Source organism: Janthinobacterium sp. GW823-FHT06H09 (assembly GCF_058794735.1).
In genome coordinates this window covers 159,896-176,483 of sequence record NZ_JBXAHC010000007.1, presented here as the reverse complement: position 1 = coordinate 176,483, position 16,588 = coordinate 159,896, and the positions used below count along the sequence as shown (strand labels likewise).

Genomic DNA, 16,588 nt, shown 5'->3' with positions numbered 1-16,588 from the left:
GTTACATTGCGTCAACATCGGGAAAGATGGATGTCGATGCAATTCACCCATAGCAAAAGCTGGGGTCAGACCCGACGGGTCTGACCCCGGTCTGCCCCCAGCCATGAATCAAATCGCCAGCAACTCACGCGCATGCTTGCGCGTGGTGGCCGTGATTTCCAGGCCGCCCAGCATGCGCGCCACTTCTTCCACCCTGGCCTTGGCGTCGAGCATGTCGATGCGCGACGCCGTCTTGCCGTTGTCCAGGGTGCTTTTTGCCACTTGGAAATGCTGATTGGCCTGGCTGGCCACTTGCGGCAAGTGGGTCACGCACAGCACTTGGCGTCCCTGCCCCAGGCGTTTTAATAAGCGTCCGACCACTTCAGCGACGGCGCCGCCGATGCCGCTGTCGACCTCGTCGAAGATCAGGGTCGGCGTGGTGGTGGCGTGCGAAGTGATGACGGAAATGGCCAGCGCGATACGCGCCAGTTCGCCGCCGGACGCTACCTTGGCCAGCGAACGGGGCGCCGTGCCCGCATGGCCTGCAACGAGAAACTCGACTTGCTCGAGGCCGTGGGCGGCCGGATCGCACGGGTGCAGCGCGATTTCGAAGCTGCCGCCCGTCATGCTCAGTTCCTGCATGGCGCGCGTGACGGCTTGCCCCAGCTCCAGGGCGGCGGCGCGGCGCGTGGCGGACAATCGCTCGGCCACGGCGCGGTACTCGGCCTCGATCTTCGCTTCCTGGCGCAGCAAGCCCTCGATATCGGAAGCGTCGGCCAGGTGCTGCAGCTTTTCCGACAGCTTGGCGTGTTCCTCCGGCAATTCTTCTGGCGTGACGCGGAATTTGCGGGCCGTGCTGTGCATGGCTTCCATGCGCGCGTCGAGCTGGTGCAGACGCTCCGGATCCAGTTCCACCCGGTCCAGGTAATTGTTCAGCGCGTACACGGATTCCTGCAGCTGGATGCGCGACGACTCGATCAGGTCGACGATCGGCTGCAATTCCGCATCGACGGACACGAGCTTGCCCAGCTTCTGGTTCAGGGCCGACAGTTGCGACACGATCGGATGGTCTTCCGACTCGGAAATGATCGCCAGGGCTTCCTGCGCCCCTTCCAGCAGGCTGGCCGCGTGCGACAGGCGGCTGTGCTCGTTCGTGATCTCCGTCCATTCGCCGGGCTTGGCGGCCAGCTTTTCCAGTTCGCCCACTTGCCATTCCAGGCGTTCGCGCTCGTACAGCACGTTGGCGGCATTCGTTTCGAATTCCTCGCGCTGGCGCACGAGGGCGCGCCAGCGCTTGTGCAGCGCCGCCACTTGCCGCGCATCCTGCTCCGCGCCCGCTTCGCGCGCCGTCGCCTGGCCGTCGAGCAAGGCGCGCTGCGCTTCGCTTTTCAGCAAGGACTGGTGCGCGTGCTGGCCGTGGATATCGACCAGCATGTCGCCCAGTTCGCGCAGCTGGGCGGCCGTGGCGGGAATGCCGTTGATATACGCCTTCGAGCGGCCCGCATTGTCGATCACGCGGCGCAGCAGGGCGCCGCCATCGTCGTTGGCGAATTCATGCGCCACCAGCCAGGCCTGCGCCACTTCGCTGACGGAAAAATCGGCCGTGATGTCGGCCTTGGCCGCGCCTTCGCGCACCACGCTGGCGTCGCCGCGCCCGCCCAGCGCCAAAGTCAGCGCATCGATGAGGATGGACTTGCCGGCGCCCGTCTCGCCCGTCAGCACGCTGAAGCCGGCGGAAAATTCCAGTTCAATGGTATCGACAATGACAAAATCGCGAATGGACAGTGTATGGAGCATGGCTTCTGTGGTTAGGCGGCGCACCGCGGGTTGAGGTGAAGAAACTATTAGCTGAGCTTGCCCTCGCCCGACGGGTACTCATTCCAGTGCAGTTTTTCACGCAGGGTGTTGTAGTAGCTCCACCCTTCCGGATGCAGGAAGGTAATCGTATGGGGCGAACGGCGGATGAGGATGCGGTCTTGCTGCACCAGGCTGGCAAAGGTCTGCATGTCGAAATTGACGCTGATATCGCGCCCGCGCACGATTTCCACGACGATCTGGCTGGAATCGGGCAAGACGATGGGGCGGTTCGACAGCGCATGCGGGGCGATCGGCACGAGCACGATGCCGCCCAGGGTCGGATGCAGCAGCGGGCCGCCGGCCGACAGCGAATACGCGGTCGAGCCCGTGGGCGTGGAAATGATCAAGCCATCCGAACGCTGGTTGTACATGAAGTGACCGTCGACCTCGACGCGCAATTCGGCCATGCCGGCGCCGCCGCCGCGCGAGACGACGACATCGTTGACGGCCATGCCCACGTGAATCGACTCGCCGTCGCGCAGCACGCTGCCTTCGAGCAAAGTGCGGCGCTCGGCCTTGAATCGGCCGCCGAGAATTTGCGCCAGCACGGGCAGCATGCGCTCAAGCGGAATATCGGTCATGAAACCCAGGCGCCCCTGATTGATACCGATCAAGGGGACGTCGAATGGTGCCAGCTGGCGCGCAATGCCGAGCATGGTGCCATCGCCGCCCATGACGATGGCGCAATCGGCGGCGGCGCCGATCTCGGCCGGCGACATGGCGCGCACGCCGGGAAACGCCAGGTTCAGGTGCGCGGCCGTCTCCGCCTCGAAGACCACCGTGTGGCCCAGCACTTGCAGGAAATCGACGATGCTTTTCACGGGCTCGGCAATGCCATCCGTATTCTGGCGCACGACCAGGGCAATGGTCTTGGCGCCCAGGTTGAAGCGCTCGCCCGGGGCTGGCAAGGTCGCGGCTGGCTGTTCGGCTCGCTGGTCGGCGTAGTTATCGACGGGCATAAAAATCTCGGTAATGAATTCGGTGGCAAGCCGCCCCAGGCTGTCGCGTCGCACGCCGCCATCGCATGGTACTGTATATATCCACAGTATAGTGCGGCTGCCGTGTGCCCGCAAGGGGCGTTCTTGGTGTTGCACGCAGTGTAGCGCAGAAAAAGAATCATCCATGCGTGCGCCAGCGCTCCCTGGATGGACAAATCCGCTTGCAGGCAGCCTGGCTGCGGCAGGACACTGATCCCACGTCAATTCTTCTGTCAGGAGGCCATATGGTTACCCAGCATAGCGAACGCAAGATCAATACCGATGAAAAGGTCAAGAATGACGGCATCGACCGTCTGCCGCACGAGCGCGACGAATCGCCCGATGCGCAGAACGTGCGCCCACGCAAGATCATGCAGCAGGCGGCCAGCGACCTGGAGCAGGGACTGGTCGATACGGACCTGCACGCCCAGCCGGGCGTGGAAAAGGTCAAGCCCGCCGCGCCGCAGCAAGCCCGTCCCGACGCGCAACTGGAACCAAAGAAGGCGCGCTGACTCCAACGGTCACGCTCTGCTACCCGCACTGTTCATGCTCCGGAGTACGCCATGCACCGTTACGCCCGTTCCTTCCTGCTGGCCGCTGCCTGCGGCGCCCATCTCGCCCATGCCCAGGCGCCCGCCATGCCCGTGGGCTTCGGCCCGCAGCCCACCCTGCCCGCACCGGACAAACAACTGATTCCTACCGTCAACGTCGCCCCCGTGCAGCGCTGGACGGCAGCGCAGCACCCCGCTGTCGCGGCGGGCCTGGCCATCCATGCGTATGCGCGCGACCTCGACCATCCGCGCTGGCTGTACGTCTTGCCGAATGGCGACGTGCTCGTGGCGGAAACGAACGCCCCGCCGAAACCGGACGACAGCAAGGGCATCAAGGGCGCGATCATGCAGATGCAGATGAAAAAGGCGGGCGCGGCCACGCCCAGCGCCAACCGCATCACCCTGCTGCGCGGCGTCGACGCGAGTGGCGTGGCGCAGACGCGCAGCGTGTTCCTGCAAGGACTGAACTCGCCGTTCGGCATGGCCCTGGTGGGTAACGAGCTGTACATCGCCAATGCCGACGCCTTGATGCGTTTTCCTTACAAGGAAGGCCAGACAGCCATCACGGCGCCCGGCGTCAAGGTGATGGATTTGCCGGGCGGCCCCATCAATCACCACTGGACCAAGAACGTCATCGCCAGCCCCGACGGCAAATTTCTCTATGTTGCCGTCGGTTCGAACAGCAACGTGGGCGAAAACGGCATGGCGGCCGAAGATGGCCGCGCCGCCATCTGGCAATTCACGCGCGCGACGGGCAAGGCCCGCGTGTATGCGACGGGCTTGCGCAACCCCGTCGGCCTGGCCTGGCAGCCCAGGACGGGCGCCCTGTGGACGGCCGTCAATGAGCGCGACGAGCTGGGCAACGACCTGGTGCCCGACTACATGACGTCCGTCAAGGACGGCGCCTTTTATGGCTGGCCCTACAGTTATTTCGGCCAGCACGTCGATGCGCGGGTCAAGCCGCCCCGTCCCGAACTGGTGGCCACGGCTGTTGCACCCGACTACGCGCTGGGCGCGCATACGGCCTCGCTGGGACTGGCGTTTTATGATGCCACCCTGCTGCCGGAACGCTACCGGGGCGGCGCCTTCATCGGCCAGCACGGCTCGTGGAACCGCAAGCCCTTCAGCGGCTATAAAGTCATTTATGTGCCCTTCGCCGATGGCGTACCCAGCGGGCCGCCGCAGGACGTCGTCGCCGGTTTCCTCGACAGCAACGGCAAGGCGCAAGGACGCCCCGTCGGCGTGGCCGTCGACAAGGCAGGCGCGCTGCTGGTGGCGGACGACGTGGGCAATGTCATCTGGCGCGTCACGCCGGCGCCGTGAACACATTGGCGCCGCGCATGCGCCCCCTGTGTGGCACAACGAACGGAAGGGCAAGGATGCCACGCGCATGATGGACCTTCGAACCACGCAAGGAGTACATCATGAAAAAAACAGGATCAGCCGTCTGGAGTGGCGGCCTTAAGGATGGCAAAGGATTTATTTCCACCCAAAGCGGCGCACTCGACAATGTGGCCTATGGTTTCAACACGCGCTTCGAGGACGGTCCCGGCAGCAATCCGGAAGAACTGATCGGCGCGGCCCACGCGGCCTGCTTCACCATGGCCCTGTCCGGCCAACTGGGCGAGGCGGGCTTGCGCTCCACGGCCCTGAAAACCACGGCCGACGTCAGCCTGGAAAAAATCGATGGCAGCTATGCCATCACGGCCGTGCACCTGACCCTGGTGGCCACCATTCCCGGCGCCACCGACGAAGCATTCCAGGACGCGGCCCTGCGCGCCAAGCTCGGTTGCCCCGTATCGAAGTTGCTGGCCACGGAAATCACGCTGGACGCCCGTCTGGAGTAATTCCGGCAGACCGCCCGCTGCTGTCCAATCAGCGGACGGCAAGGGCGGTCTCGGCAAGAAAGCCGTAAAACGCATAAAATCCTGCCATTCCCCTATCACCCTCAAGGATTTACGATGCGTATTTTGCACACCATGTTACGGGTCGGCGACCTGCAGCGCTCCATCGATTTTTACACGAACGTCCTGGGCATGAAATTGCTGCGCACCAGCGACAACCCGGAATACCAGTACACGCTGGCCTTCGTCGGCTACGGTTCGAACCCCGACCACGCGGAACTGGAACTGACGTATAACTATGGCACCACCAGCTACGAGCTGGGCACGGCGTACGGCCACATCGCCATCTCGGCCGACGATATCGTCGCCGCTTGCGACGCGGCGCGGGCGAACGGCGGCAACGTCACGCGCGAACCGGGCCCCGTCAAGGGAGGCAACACGGTCATCGCCTTCATCACCGATCCGGATGGCTACAAGATCGAATTGATCGAGCGCAAGTTCGACGGCCAGGGCGCCGGCCTGTAAGACGTCAGCCTGGCTCTGCCGCCGTTGCAATGGCCGCACGCAGCCAGGCGATCCCCGCATCGCCGTCCGTGCGGCGGTGCCGTATCGCTTCAAACGCAAACGGTGCGATGGCAAACGGCGCGGAGTACAGCGCCAGCCCCTGCGCCTCAATGCCCTGCAAGGCACGCCGCGCCACCGTCAATATCAGATCCGTCCCCATCACGACATCCGGTGCGACCGTCCAGTACGGCACGCGCACGGCGATGCGGCGTGCCTGGCCCAGTTGCGCCAGCGCTGCATCGACTTCGGCCGCCATGCCGCCTTCGCCGGACGCCACCAGCACATGGGGGCGCGCCAGATAGGTCTGCAAGCTCAAGCTCTCTCCCGACGCCAGGCTGGCCGGATCGAGCGCGCACATGAACGTTTCCTCGAATAAGGTTTCCCTGTGCAACTGTTCGGGCAGTTGCGGGAACACGCCCAGCGCCAGATCGATCTCGCCATCCTGCACGCCGGCCACCACGGCAGAACGGCTGGCATAGCTGACGGCCACGTCGATGCCGGGCGCTTCCACGCACAAACGCCGCAGCAAAGCGGGCAAGATCAGCGCCGCGCCGTAATCCGACATGGCCAGGCGAAACACGCGCTGCGCCGTGGCCGCTTCGAAGACGGCGCCACCGAGCACCGAGCGCACGCTCTGCAGAGCTTCGGCCAGCGGCCGCGCCAGCGCCAGGGCGCGCGCCGTCGGCTGGAAGCCGCCCTTGCCGCGCAGCAGCAGCGGATCGTCGAGCAAGTGGCGCAGGCGTGCCAGCGCATGGCTGACGGCTGGCTGACTCATGTGCAAGCGTTCCGCCGCGCGCGACAGATGGCGTTCGCTGAGCAGCGCTTCGAGGATCACCAGCAAGTTCAAATCGACGGCGCGCAGATTATTCATTTGGTGCATAGTTAGCTGACAAACTACGAATTGGATTTAATGATGACAGCATAATACGATGACTGCATCAACTCAACACGCAGGGAGTCGCACATGAACGGATGGATCACCTTGTTTGCCCCGCTGGCCATGCTGGCCGGCGCCGTCGTCCCCTTCCAGGCGGGCGCGAATGCGGCGCTGGGCCGCAATCTGGGCCACCCGCTGTGGGCCACGCTCGCCTCGCTGGCCGTCAGCGCCGTGCTCGCGTCGCTCGTGATGCTGGCCTGGCGCGTGCCGGCGCCCGATTTGCACCTCGCCGTGCGCGGGCCGGGCTGGTCCTGGCTCGGTGGCGCGGCCGGCGTGTTTTATATTACGGCCGCGCTGATGCTGGCGCCGCGCATGGGGTCCGGCCCCTTCATGGCGGCCGTCATCGGCGGGCAGATGCTGGCCGCGCTGGCCATCGACCGCTACGGCTTGCTGGGTTTTGCCGTCAAGCATATTTCTCCACTGCACTGGGCCGGCGCGGGCCTGGTGGTGGCCGGTGTCGTGCTGACCCAGTTCGCCAACAGCCGCGCCGTGTGACCACACGTCAAGGCGAAAAAAAACCAGCGCCGTTGCCGGGGCTGGTTTTCATGTAGAGCAGAGCGCGCTTACTTGACGAGCAAGGCGTTGACAGGCATCAAGTCCGTTTCCTTCAGGGTGCCGGCGGCAGCCTTCAGGCGCAAGCCGTTCATGATGGTGTCGTAGCGGGCTTTCGACAGGTCTTTTTGCGTCGAGAACAATTGTTTCTGCGCATTCAAGACGTCGATATTGATGCGCACGCCCACTTGATAGCCGAGCTGATTCGACTCCAGCGCCGACTTGCTCGACACTTCCGCCGCTTCCAGCGCCTTGACTTGCGCCAGGCCGCTGTTGACGCCCAGGAATGCCTGGCGCGCGCCTTGCGATGCCGTGCGGCGTGCCGTTTCCAGGTCGTTGCGGGCCTTGTTTTCCAGCGCGATCGATTCGCGCACCTTGCTCGTCACGGCAAAGCCGCTGAAGATGGGGATGCTCCACTGCACGCCGATGGCGTTGTTGTTATTGCCGCTGCCGGTCCCGCCACCCGAAGTGTAGGTATGGCCCGTGTTGGCGATCAGGTCCAGGGTCGGATAGTGGCCGGCGCGGTTGCGGCCGATGTCACGCTTGGCCGATTCCACGTTGAACTGGGCCGTGACGACGCTGTAGTTCTGCTCTTCCGCCGAGCTCACCCACGGCTCGATGGCGGCCGGTTCCGGCGCGCTGATGACCACGCCCGCGCGCATCGGCGCCAGGCTCGTCGGCGCTTCGCCGATGATGGTTTGCAGGGCGCTGCGCTTGTTGGCCAGGTCATTGATGGCGGCAAATTCCTGCGCCACGACCAGGTCGTAGGCCGCTTGCGCTTCGTGCGTGTCGGTAATCGTTTGCGTGCCGACTTCGAAGTTGCGCTTGGCCGATGCCAGCTGTTCCGTCGTGGCCACTTTTTGCGCCTGCGTGGCGCCCAGGTTGTCCTGCGCGCTGAGCACGTCGAAATACGCTTGCGCCACGCGCGTGATCAAGTCTTGCTGGACTTGCGCAAATTGCGCTTCGGCAATCGCCTGCGCCAGCTTGCTTTGCTGGTAGGTTTCCCAACGGTCCCAGCGGAACAGCGGCTGCGCCAGGGTCAGGTTGTAGCTGTTCGCGCGGACGTTGACGGACGGCGAAGTGATCTTGTTGCCGCCATTGTTCTGGATAATCTGTTCCTGATTGCCGCGCGTATTGCTGCCCGAGGCGGAGATTTGCGGCAGCAAGCCTGCCAGCCCCTGCGGAACCCGCTCCATCCCGGCAGACAGGGCCGCGCGCGCGCTGGCGTACTGCGCGTCATTGGCCAGCGCCTGCTGGTACACCTGGATGAGATCGGCCGCCTGCGCTTGCAGCGAGCATGTCATCGAGACAAAGGCGCTGGTCATCAGCACGGCGATAAGGGGTTTCCGCATTGCATTTCTCCGTTGGAGTCGTCAAAAGTTGATGGAATCAAAAATCGGTTACAGCCTGCCTGGCGGCCGCGCCGGCAGGAGCGGGGTACAGGCCTCCGCAGGCATGCAGGAAAACATGCCTGGAAGTGCATCTACTGCGAATTCACTTAGTATTTCGGCATGGCGCTGTCGACTTGCAGCGCCCAGGCATGCACGCCGCCCGTCAAATTACTGATCTTGCCAAAACCATTGCTCTCCAGGAAGGCCGCCACTTGCATGCTGCGCATGCCGTGATGGCAAATGCAGACGATTTCGGCGTCTTCATCGAGGTCATCGATGCGCGCGGGAATCGAGTTCATCTGCATCAAGGTGGCACCGTCGAGGTGGCACAGGTCGAACTCCCACTGTTCCCGCACGTCCAGCAAGAACGGACGCGGGCGGGAAGGGTCAGCCAGCCAGGCGGCCAGCTGCGGTGCACTCAAATGCTCCATCGAATCGGTCGCCTCAGAACTGGAAATGCGACGGAGCCACGGCTTGCAGCGGCGTGACATTGGTTTCAAACAGCTTGCGCGTGTCATAGGCTTTGTCCGAGCTGCGCGTGATCAGGTGCGCCGACATGATCGGCGCTTCGCCGATGATCGCCAGGATGCGGCCGCCGACTTTGACTTGTTGCAACAGCGCTTCCGGCAGCACGGCCAGGGCGCCGGACACGACGATCACGTCGTAGGGTGCACCCTTGCTCCAGCCCTGGGCGCCGTCGCCCAGTTCCACGGTCACGTTGGTCACGCCGTTGGCGGCCAGGTTCTGCTCGGCCAAGGTTTTCAATTGGGGAACGATTTCCACGCTCGTCACATGACGCGCCTTGTGCGCCAGCAACGCGGCCATGTAACCGCTGCCGGTGCCGATTTCCAGCACATTTTCATGCTTCTTGACGGCTACGTCTTGCAAAATACGCGCTTCCAGCTTTGGCGTGAACATACATTCGCCGCCGCCCAGTGGAATTTCCGTATCGACGAAGGCCAGGTTTTTATAGGCGGCCGGCACGAAATTTTCACGCTTGACCACGTTCAACAGCTCCAGCACGTCGATATCCAGTACGTCCCATGGACGGATCTGCTGTTCGATCATATTGAAGCGGGCTTGTTCGATATTCATCTTTGGACTCGGTAAGTGAAGTAATAATCCGCCATTTTATCGTTGAACTGGCTGAAAGCACATGTTAACCATAAAGGCGGGGAATGGAGGAAATTTGCGACGATCTGCAGATTTGGGGGGGCGAACCTTGGAAAAGGGGTAACTGAACGGTAGTAGCCAGGCCCGGTGCATCAGCTTTTCCCGGGCGCCTCCGCCTGCAGGCTGCGCAAGCTCATGTCGATAAAGGCATCCATATAGGCGAGCGGATCGATATCCTTGACCTCGCACGGCACGAAGGAGTGCGTCCACATCATGAGCATGGTGACGGGTGCGCTGAGGATGGTGCTGACCAGCACGGGATCGATCTGGCGGAATTCGCCCCGCTGCATGCCCCGTTCCAGCAGACTGACGATCAGTCCATTGCCGCGCGCGACGACTTCTTCGTTGTAAAACTGCGCCAGTTCCGGGAAATTGTTCGCTTCGGCCAGCATCAGCTTGGTCAAACCGGCCAGTTTGGTGGCGCCGAACTCTTCCCACCACTGCATCATTACCTTGCGCAACAATTCGGCGCTGGTACTGTCCGAAGCGGCCATGCTGTCTTCCGCCTCGCCGATCGACTGCACGATATTGTCGCGCACGACGGCCTTGAACAGCTCTTGTTTATTCTCAAAGTACAGGTACAGGGTGCCTTTCGACACGCCCGCCCGCTTGGCCACATCCTCCAGGCGCGTCGATGCGAAGCCCCGTTCGACAAACAGGTCGAGGGCGGCAGCGAGTAATTCCTGCGGGCGGGCATCCTTGCGCCGCTCCCAGCGGGGCTTGGTATCAATCGGGGCTTGCATGTGTCTTTCCAAGTAACTTACTTTTGAGTCATTAATAGTAGCCCTGTCTACGGGCAAGGTCAAGCACGGGCGACGCGGGGCACCGCCCCGTATGCTGAACACGGGTATTGTACGCTCCGTGCCGGCGTTGGCGACACCTCCTCTGGCGCCTGACCTGTGGCGGTGGGTGAACCAGAATGCGTTTCAGCCCCCGTTTTGCGCAGTTCATCGCATTTCCACTGAGCAAGCGTGTCGGATTTGCTACCTTGTCATCGACGGCACGGCAGCCGCGGCGCGGCAGCCGGCTTTTTCCCACATTAAAACAATCATAAAGGAAACATCATGCGTACCTTGCTGGCCCTGTGCTGTGCCCTTGCCCTCGGCGGTTGCGCCATCGTCATCCACCCCAACGATGGCGAAGTGCGCCATGCCGATTCGGGTGGCAATGCCATCCAGGGCAATGAACAAGTGAGCCGCGACGTGCGCCAGGTCAGCAACATCAACACGCTCGACATCGACAGCATGAAGCGCATCGATATCAAGATCGACGTGCGCGTGGGGCCGGCCACATCGCTGGTGATCGAAGCGGACAGCAATCTGCAGCCGCGCATCCACAGCGAAGTGAGCGGCAATACCCTGCGCATCTGGAGTGATACGAACATTCGCAGCAGCAATGGTATCCACGTCATCTATACGACGCCGCAATTGAAGAAGATCACCATTTCCGGCTCGGGCCGCCTGGTGGCCAGCGGTTTCAATGGCGACGATTTCAGCCTGGAGCAGCGCGGTTCGATGAAGAGCGAATTGTCGGGCACGGTGGGACGCTTCGACGTGGCCAACAATGGTTCCGGCAGCATCAACGCGGCGGCCCTCGCCAGCGGCAACACGGATGCGGTGCAAAACGGCTCGGGCAACATCCAGCTGGGCAGCGTGCGCGGCGAACGCGTCAACGTGGCCGTCAACGGCTCGGGCAGCATCAGCGCCAGCGGCGCCGTGCAGCGCCTCGACGCCAACGTCAACGGCTCGGGCGACGTCAACCTGGCTGCCCTGCGCAACGACGTTGCCTATCTGGCGAGCAACGGTTCCGGCGACATCGACGTGACCGTCCAGAATGAAGTCAACGCCCGCGCCAGCGGTTCCGGCCGCATCACCGTGCATGGCGATCCAGCCCGCCGCACTTTGTCGGGCAAGCGCGTCAGCATCGTGCGCTAGGCAAGCGGCGGGAAGCGGCAGGCCGCGCCGACTTGCTATACTGTCGGCCCCTGATCCCTTTCCAGCCATCGCCAGCCGTCCTGCGCCTGCTCCCTGGCAGCCGGATGGCAAGCTGGTCGTCCACTAAAGAATAACCATGAACTGCCGCGACCACTGCGGAGCGTGCTGCATCGCTCCCTCCATCACCAGTCCGATACCGGGCATGCCGAACGGGAAACCCGCTGGCGTCCGCTGCGTGCAGCTGGGAGACGATAGCCGCTGCCGCATTTTCGGACAGCCGGAACGGCCGGCGTTCTGCGCAGGATTGCAGCCGTCGGCAGAGATGTGCGGCGCCAGCCGCGAACAGGCGATACGCTGGCTCGACGACCTGGAGCAGGCAACGGCGCCGCAGACTTGAAGAGAATGCCTAGGCCTTCGGCAACATGGTCAGCACCATGCGGAACTTGACGTCCCCGGACTGCATGCGCTGACAGGCTTCGGCCGCACGTTCCAGCGGCATGGTTACGATACGCGGACGCACGTCGGCCAGCACGCTGAAAGCAAGCGTCTTTTCATTGTCATACGGCGTGCCGGTGATCGAGCCGAGCACGCCGCGTTCGCCCACCACCAATTTACCGGAAGACACGAGCAGCGGATCCTTGCCCGCGCCCAGCACGACCAGCCGTCCGGCTGGCGCCAGGCCATCCATCAGCGCCGTCACGGCGGCCGCGCTGGAGACGGTGGTGATGACCGCCTGCGCCCCGCCATGCGCTTGCAGCACGGCGGCCGCATCCTCGGCCAGGCTGTCGACATACACGTGCGCGCCCAGCTCCAGCGCATCCTGCGCAATATCGCCGCCGCGCCCGATCGCCACCACCTTGAAGCCCATGCGGCGCGCATACTGCAAGGCCATATGCCCCAGGCCGCCGATGCCCAGGATGGCGACCGTATCGCCCGCCTGCGCCCCGCTCTTCTTGAGCGCATTGAAGGTGGCAAGGCCCGCGCACAGGATGGGCGCCGCCTCTTCCGCATCGAGCTGCCCGGGAATCGATACCAGGCCGGTGACGCGCGCCAGCATCATCTCGGCATAGCCGCCGTCGCGGCTGGCGCCCACGAACGGCTGGTCCTGACATAACTGGAAACGGCCTTGGCGGCAGGGCGGGCAGGCGTTGCAGTGGCCGCCCAGACGGCCGACGCCGACGCGCTGGCCGATTTGCCAGATGCCCGGCGTGTGTTCGCCCAGCGCGACGATGCGCCCGACCACCTCGTGACCGGGCACGCGCGGCGGCTGCAGCGCCGGGTCGGCGCCGTCGATATCGGCGCTGTCGGCGCCACAGATGCCGCAGGCTTCGACGGCGATCAAGACTTCGCCCACGCCAGGCAGCGGCGTGGCGCGCTCGACCAGTTCCAGCACGCCGGGGCGGCTCACTTGCATGGCGCGGTAAGTGGCTTTCATCTTCATTTCTCCTTCGTTGAGTTAAGTCACGGAATCGCCGGGCGCTGCTGCGCCGCTTGCCAGGCTTGCACGCCCAGAGCGGCCGCCTCGACCGCGCCGGCCAGATAGCCGGGAAAGCGCGGCGACCATTCGCTGGCGATGGCCGTCAGGCGGCCCTGCCAGGGACCGGCCGCAGGCGCCGCTGCCGGGGCGTGACCGTGCTCGCCGCCGGCGTCGAGGTCGGCAGCGGTGGCGGTCAGCGCATCCTGCGACCAGTCCTTGATGGCATCGGTGCGCGGCGCGGCCGCTTGCGGGCCGAACAGCCGTACCAGCTGGGCCCGGCAATGCGCCAGCAAGACCCCATCGTCCAGGCGCTGGCGCGTGCGTGCCGGCATGGCCAGGAAACCAAACAGGGCAGCGCTGCCGCCCGGCATCGAGGCATCATGGATCTCGCCCAGCGGCCCGCTCTGGCTGCGCGCCGAACCGGACAAGCCCTGTTCGCGCCAGAACGGCCGCTCGTAGACGGCGACGTACTTCGCATGGGGCGCCATCCAGGTGGCGGTGGCGGTCCACTCGCGCGCCAGCGCCGCAGGCAGGGCCGGCTCGTACGCGATACCGGCGGCAGCCAGGCGCGGCGGCAATGCCAGCAGCACGTGGCCGGCGCGCCACGCGGTGACGGCGCCCGCCGCATCCGCGCTCGCCACTTCGACGTGCTCGGCCGCATGGCGCAGGCGCAGCACCTGTTGTCCGGTGACGACGCGCGTGCTGCGCAAGGTGCCGTGCAAGGCATCGGTCAGCGCATTCATGCCGCCAATCAGGCGCATCGATGGCGGCGCGCTCGCGTACGTGCGCATGCGCACCGGCGCCTCCCCTGCGGCGCGCTGGTACAGCATGTCGCCCTGGTCGTACTGGGCGAAGCGCTGCAGCCCCAGCCCGTCGACCAGCTGGTGCAGCGCGCACTGCTGCTCGGGCCAGAACCAGGCCGGGCCCAGGTCGAAGCGGTCGCTGCCGCCAGCTGCCTGCATGCCGGCGATACGCCCGCCGATGAAATCGCGCGCTTCGAGCACGACGACATTGGCCACGCCCAGCCGCTCCAGCAAGTGGGCCGCGTACAGGCCGCTCAGGCCGGCGCCGATAATGATGATGCGTGCGTGTTGCATGCTGATCCTTTCAAAGTCGTGTCCGCCACATGCCGGACTTTCAGGTAAACGGTGGCTCCCTGCGCACCGGCAACGATGGCGGGCAAGGTGCCGGCAGGCAGGCGCATCCAGCTGCGCGGCGCGCAGGCATGCTGGCGTGCGCGCACCTCGCCCTCGAGCACCAGCAGTTCCTGGCTGCCGCCTGCCTCGGCCAGCAAGGCTTCATGCGGCATCAGCCGCTGCAGGCTGACCTGCTCGACAGCATCGTCGAACAGCGGACAGACGGCCCGCCCCCGCTGCTCGCGCCAGTTGGCGGGGTCGCGGGTGTCGATGCGGACGTGGCGCTGTTCGCGCGGCTGCATCTGCTGCAACTTGACGAAGATCACCGCCCCCGCGCCGCTCGACGGCCGGTGGCTGGAGCCGGGCGGATTGCGCAAATACCAGCCGGCGGGATAATCCACGCCGTCTTCGGAAAACGTGCCGTCGAGGACCAGGATTTCCTCGCCGCGCGGATGCCGATGCGGCGGGAAGAAGGATTCGGGCGCATAGCGCACGATGCTCGTCGCGCGCGCTTGCTCGGCGCCGATGCGATCGAGCATGATGCGCTCGACGCCGCCCTGCGGCGACGCGACCCAGCGGTACTGGTGCGGCGCCAGGATGACGGGGCGCGAAAAATCGGCATTGATCAGCATGACAAACTTCCAAGTTGAAAAAAACGGCCAGCGCTTACTGCTTCGGCAGCTGTTGGTAGGCTTCCATCACGCGCGCCGAATACGTCAGCGCGGCGCCCGTATTGAGCGCGATCGCCACGCCGAGCGCTTCGGAAATTTCTTCCAGGGTCGCACCGGCTTCCACCGCTTTCCTCGTGTGCACCGAGATGCAGCCGTCGCAACGCGTGGTGATGGCCACCGCCAGCGCGATCAGTTCGTGGATCTTCGGCGCCAGGTGGCCGGTCTTGGCGGCGGCGCCGTCGATGGCCATCACGCCGCGCATCACGTCGGGGCTCTGCGCGGCGTAATCGCCGACTTTTTCCAGCAGGGAGTCGCGGTAGGTGTTCCAGTCTTGCATCATGATTTTTGCTCCAAAAAAGGGAATAGTAGGTAGCAGCGGGCGGGTGCCCGCTTACGCCACGGTATAAATGCGCACGTCGGGCGCCGCGTCCAGCAGCGGCGTGAGCGCCACCACCACGTCGCTGTTGAACAGCGCGCTTTGCAGATAGGCATTGGCGTTGCCCACGCTGTCGAAGCCATGCAGCACTTGCACGTCTTCCTCGCGGATCAGCAATTGCTTCGACTGCGCGCCCGCGATGCCGGCCAGGAACGGCGCCTTGTACTGCTGATAGACGCCAGCCGCCGCGGCGCGGTTGGCGTTGGCGATCTTGAGGGTGATTTGCAGATAAGCCATGCGATGCTCCTTGATGATCAGGTGAAGAAAAGGCGGGCAAGGCGGGCTTGCCCCAGGTATTTAGTTGCGGCCGGCCATCACGCCGCCATCGACGTCCCACACCGCGCCGGTCACCCAGGCGGCCTTGTCGGACAGCAGAAACGCCACCACTTCCGCCACGTCCAGCGGCGTGCCCACGCGGCCGATCGGGTGGAAACCGTTGAAGCCCTGCAGCGCCTCATGGACCTCCGCCTTCGGAATAAAACCTTCGTAGATCGGCGTCTGCACGACGGCTGGCGAGACGGCGTTGACGCGAATCTGCTTCGATGCCAGTTCCATCGCCAGATGCTGGGTCAGCGAGTGCAGGCCGGCCTTGGCCATCGAATACGCCGACGATGGCGTGGCGGCGATCGCCTGCTTGCCCCACATCGAGCCGATGTTGACGATAGACCCAGGGCGTCCGCCGGCGACCAGGTGCGCGGCCACCTTTTGCGTGATGAAGAACAAGGCCTTGTTGAGATTCATATACTGGTCGTAGTCGGCGGCGCCGTGTTCGAGGAACGGTTTGGGGAAGAACACGCCGGCCGCGTTGACCAGCAGATCGATGTCCGCATGCTGTTCGTCCAGCGTTTTGAGCAGCGCGGCCAGGCCCGCGTCGCTCGACAGGTCGGCGGTCACCGCCCACACCGTGCCGAGCGCCGACAATGCCTTGCGCGCCTCTTCGGTTTTCTCTGCGCGGTGGCCGACGATCACGGCGCTGCCGCCTTGCTCCAGCACCACGCGTGCCGTCGCCAGACCCATGCCGCTGGTGCCACCCACGACCAGCAGTTTCTTGCCTTCGAATTGCTTGCTCATTTTCATTCCTTTCCTATGCCCGCCGTCCAGGCAGGCGC

The 16,588-nt window shown here is 64.4% G+C and carries 20 protein-coding genes; 7 read left to right on the top strand and 13 right to left on the bottom strand.

The window, feature by feature from the left end; all coding sequences use genetic code 11:
* Positions 1-108: 108 nt before the first annotated feature.
* Together recN and AC1Q6X_RS13820 are read right to left on the bottom strand one after the other, a co-directional pair.
* Positions 109-1,776: a DNA repair protein RecN gene (gene recN, locus AC1Q6X_RS13825; protein ID WP_070290876.1), complete on the bottom strand. Its 1,668-nt coding sequence runs from the start codon at positions 1,774-1,776 to the stop codon at positions 109-111.
* 47 nt (positions 1,777-1,823) lie between these two features.
* On the bottom strand, positions 1,824-2,795 hold the full coding sequence (locus AC1Q6X_RS13820; protein WP_227742053.1) for an NAD kinase: 972 nt from the start codon (positions 2,793-2,795) through the stop codon (positions 1,824-1,826).
* A gap of 263 nt (positions 2,796-3,058) precedes the next feature.
* Between AC1Q6X_RS13820 and AC1Q6X_RS13815 the strand changes: the two genes are divergently transcribed.
* The 4 genes from AC1Q6X_RS13815 (at position 3,059) to gloA (ending at position 5,733) form a co-directional block, all read left to right on the top strand.
* Positions 3,059-3,325 (top strand): hypothetical protein, encoded by a 267-nt coding sequence (locus tag AC1Q6X_RS13815; RefSeq protein ID WP_070220458.1) that lies wholly within the window; start codon positions 3,059-3,061, stop codon positions 3,323-3,325.
* 51 nt (positions 3,326-3,376) lie between these two features.
* Positions 3,377-4,687 carry a PQQ-dependent sugar dehydrogenase gene (locus AC1Q6X_RS13810; protein WP_230501795.1) on the top strand — a complete coding sequence of 437 codons (1,311 nt, stop codon included), beginning with the start codon at positions 3,377-3,379 and terminating at the stop codon, positions 4,685-4,687.
* Between the two features lie 101 nt (positions 4,688-4,788).
* Positions 4,789-5,211: an OsmC family protein gene (locus AC1Q6X_RS13805; protein ID WP_492497599.1), complete on the top strand. Its 423-nt coding sequence runs from the start codon at positions 4,789-4,791 to the stop codon at positions 5,209-5,211.
* Between the two features lie 114 nt (positions 5,212-5,325).
* Complete coding sequence (gene gloA, locus AC1Q6X_RS13800; protein WP_086137871.1) at positions 5,326-5,733, top strand: lactoylglutathione lyase; 408 nt, start codon at positions 5,326-5,328, stop codon at positions 5,731-5,733.
* Positions 5,734-5,737: 4 nt separating this feature from the next.
* Here the strand turns inward: gloA and AC1Q6X_RS13795 are convergent, their stop codons facing one another.
* On the bottom strand, positions 5,738-6,643 hold the full coding sequence (locus AC1Q6X_RS13795) for a LysR substrate-binding domain-containing protein (protein ID WP_492497598.1): 906 nt from the start codon (positions 6,641-6,643) through the stop codon (positions 5,738-5,740).
* Positions 6,644-6,736: 93 nt separating this feature from the next.
* On the opposite strand from AC1Q6X_RS13795, the gene AC1Q6X_RS13790 reads away from it, so the two are divergent.
* Positions 6,737-7,204 (top strand): DMT family transporter, encoded by a 468-nt coding sequence (locus AC1Q6X_RS13790; protein ID WP_492497596.1) that lies wholly within the window; start codon positions 6,737-6,739, stop codon positions 7,202-7,204.
* A gap of 68 nt (positions 7,205-7,272) precedes the next feature.
* On the opposite strand, the gene AC1Q6X_RS13785 is transcribed toward AC1Q6X_RS13790, so the two are convergent.
* From AC1Q6X_RS13785 to AC1Q6X_RS13770, 4 genes are all read right to left on the bottom strand, one after another.
* Positions 7,273-8,613, bottom strand: coding sequence for a TolC family outer membrane protein (locus AC1Q6X_RS13785; RefSeq protein WP_070220470.1), 1,341 nt, complete (start codon positions 8,611-8,613; stop codon positions 7,273-7,275).
* 146 nt (positions 8,614-8,759) lie between these two features.
* Entirely contained in the window at positions 8,760-9,083 is a 324-nt protein-coding gene (locus AC1Q6X_RS13780) for a rhodanese-like domain-containing protein (RefSeq protein ID WP_492497594.1), read from the bottom strand.
* Between the two features lie 13 nt (positions 9,084-9,096).
* A complete protein-coding gene (locus AC1Q6X_RS13775) occupies positions 9,097-9,747 on the bottom strand; it encodes a protein-L-isoaspartate O-methyltransferase family protein (RefSeq protein ID WP_070220472.1) in 651 nt (216 codons plus the stop codon).
* Positions 9,748-9,917: 170 nt separating this feature from the next.
* A complete protein-coding gene (locus AC1Q6X_RS13770) occupies positions 9,918-10,568 on the bottom strand; it encodes a TetR/AcrR family transcriptional regulator (RefSeq protein WP_326459767.1) in 651 nt (216 codons plus the stop codon).
* Positions 10,569-10,889: 321 nt separating this feature from the next.
* Between AC1Q6X_RS13770 and AC1Q6X_RS13765 the strand changes: the two genes are divergently transcribed.
* Together AC1Q6X_RS13765 and AC1Q6X_RS13760 are read left to right on the top strand one after the other, a co-directional pair.
* Positions 10,890-11,759, top strand: coding sequence for a head GIN domain-containing protein (locus AC1Q6X_RS13765; protein ID WP_492497592.1), 870 nt, complete (start codon positions 10,890-10,892; stop codon positions 11,757-11,759).
* A gap of 136 nt (positions 11,760-11,895) precedes the next feature.
* On the top strand, positions 11,896-12,156 hold the full coding sequence (locus tag AC1Q6X_RS13760) for a YkgJ family cysteine cluster protein (protein ID WP_070220477.1): 261 nt from the start codon (positions 11,896-11,898) through the stop codon (positions 12,154-12,156).
* A 9-nt stretch (positions 12,157-12,165) separates the two neighbouring features.
* Here AC1Q6X_RS13760 and AC1Q6X_RS13755 read toward each other — a convergent pair whose 3' ends face one another.
* Genes AC1Q6X_RS13755 through AC1Q6X_RS13730 form a run of 6 tightly spaced genes read right to left on the bottom strand, consistent with a single transcriptional unit; the run spans position 12,166 to position 16,550 of the window.
* Entirely contained in the window at positions 12,166-13,194 is a 1,029-nt protein-coding gene (locus tag AC1Q6X_RS13755) for an alcohol dehydrogenase (protein ID WP_121671223.1), read from the bottom strand.
* Between the two features lie 26 nt (positions 13,195-13,220).
* Positions 13,221-14,333, bottom strand: coding sequence for a flavin monoamine oxidase family protein (locus AC1Q6X_RS13750; RefSeq protein ID WP_492497589.1), 1,113 nt, complete (start codon positions 14,331-14,333; stop codon positions 13,221-13,223).
* A complete protein-coding gene (locus tag AC1Q6X_RS13745; protein ID WP_492497587.1) occupies positions 14,294-15,004 on the bottom strand; it encodes a cupin domain-containing protein in 711 nt (236 codons plus the stop codon). The genes AC1Q6X_RS13750 and AC1Q6X_RS13745 overlap by 40 nt, the downstream gene beginning before the upstream one ends.
* Before the next feature lie 34 nt (positions 15,005-15,038).
* The gene (locus AC1Q6X_RS13740; protein ID WP_070311714.1) at positions 15,039-15,383 is read right to left on the bottom strand and encodes a carboxymuconolactone decarboxylase family protein; all 345 of its coding nucleotides are present in this window, start codon (positions 15,381-15,383) and stop codon (positions 15,039-15,041) included.
* A gap of 51 nt (positions 15,384-15,434) precedes the next feature.
* Positions 15,435-15,716: a hypothetical protein gene (locus tag AC1Q6X_RS13735; protein ID WP_070220486.1), complete on the bottom strand. Its 282-nt coding sequence runs from the start codon at positions 15,714-15,716 to the stop codon at positions 15,435-15,437.
* Positions 15,717-15,776: 60 nt separating this feature from the next.
* The gene (locus AC1Q6X_RS13730) at positions 15,777-16,550 is read right to left on the bottom strand and encodes an SDR family NAD(P)-dependent oxidoreductase (RefSeq protein WP_070220755.1); all 774 of its coding nucleotides are present in this window, start codon (positions 16,548-16,550) and stop codon (positions 15,777-15,779) included.
* Between the last annotated feature and the right edge of the window lie 38 nt (positions 16,551-16,588).

Excerpts from the sequence above, each read along its gene's own strand:
- recN (WP_070290876.1), bottom strand. The coding sequence starts at position 1,776 with ATGCTCCATACACTGTCCATTCGCGATTTTGTCATTGTCGATACCATT.
- AC1Q6X_RS13820 (WP_227742053.1), bottom strand. The coding sequence starts at position 2,795 with ATGCCCGTCGATAACTACGCCGACCAGCGAGCCGAACAGCCAGCCGCG.
- AC1Q6X_RS13815 (WP_070220458.1), top strand. The coding sequence starts at position 3,059 with ATGGTTACCCAGCATAGCGAACGCAAGATCAATACCGATGAAAAGGTC.
- AC1Q6X_RS13810 (WP_230501795.1), top strand. The coding sequence starts at position 3,377 with ATGCACCGTTACGCCCGTTCCTTCCTGCTGGCCGCTGCCTGCGGCGCC.
- AC1Q6X_RS13805 (WP_492497599.1), top strand. The coding sequence starts at position 4,789 with ATGAAAAAAACAGGATCAGCCGTCTGGAGTGGCGGCCTTAAGGATGGC.
- gloA (WP_086137871.1), top strand. The coding sequence starts at position 5,326 with ATGCGTATTTTGCACACCATGTTACGGGTCGGCGACCTGCAGCGCTCC.
- AC1Q6X_RS13795 (WP_492497598.1), bottom strand. The coding sequence starts at position 6,643 with ATGAATAATCTGCGCGCCGTCGATTTGAACTTGCTGGTGATCCTCGAA.
- AC1Q6X_RS13790 (WP_492497596.1), top strand. The coding sequence starts at position 6,737 with ATGAACGGATGGATCACCTTGTTTGCCCCGCTGGCCATGCTGGCCGGC.
- AC1Q6X_RS13785 (WP_070220470.1), bottom strand. The coding sequence starts at position 8,613 with ATGCGGAAACCCCTTATCGCCGTGCTGATGACCAGCGCCTTTGTCTCG.
- AC1Q6X_RS13780 (WP_492497594.1), bottom strand. The coding sequence starts at position 9,083 with ATGGAGCATTTGAGTGCACCGCAGCTGGCCGCCTGGCTGGCTGACCCT.
- AC1Q6X_RS13775 (WP_070220472.1), bottom strand. The coding sequence starts at position 9,747 with ATGAATATCGAACAAGCCCGCTTCAATATGATCGAACAGCAGATCCGT.
- AC1Q6X_RS13770 (WP_326459767.1), bottom strand. The coding sequence starts at position 10,568 with ATGCAAGCCCCGATTGATACCAAGCCCCGCTGGGAGCGGCGCAAGGAT.
- AC1Q6X_RS13765 (WP_492497592.1), top strand. The coding sequence starts at position 10,890 with ATGCGTACCTTGCTGGCCCTGTGCTGTGCCCTTGCCCTCGGCGGTTGC.
- AC1Q6X_RS13760 (WP_070220477.1), top strand. The coding sequence starts at position 11,896 with ATGAACTGCCGCGACCACTGCGGAGCGTGCTGCATCGCTCCCTCCATC.
- AC1Q6X_RS13755 (WP_121671223.1), bottom strand. The coding sequence starts at position 13,194 with ATGAAAGCCACTTACCGCGCCATGCAAGTGAGCCGCCCCGGCGTGCTG.
- AC1Q6X_RS13750 (WP_492497589.1), bottom strand. The coding sequence starts at position 14,333 with ATGCAACACGCACGCATCATCATTATCGGCGCCGGCCTGAGCGGCCTG.
- AC1Q6X_RS13745 (WP_492497587.1), bottom strand. The coding sequence starts at position 15,004 with ATGCTGATCAATGCCGATTTTTCGCGCCCCGTCATCCTGGCGCCGCAC.
- AC1Q6X_RS13740 (WP_070311714.1), bottom strand. The coding sequence starts at position 15,383 with ATGATGCAAGACTGGAACACCTACCGCGACTCCCTGCTGGAAAAAGTC.
- AC1Q6X_RS13735 (WP_070220486.1), bottom strand. The coding sequence starts at position 15,716 with ATGGCTTATCTGCAAATCACCCTCAAGATCGCCAACGCCAACCGCGCC.
- AC1Q6X_RS13730 (WP_070220755.1), bottom strand. The coding sequence starts at position 16,550 with ATGAGCAAGCAATTCGAAGGCAAGAAACTGCTGGTCGTGGGTGGCACC.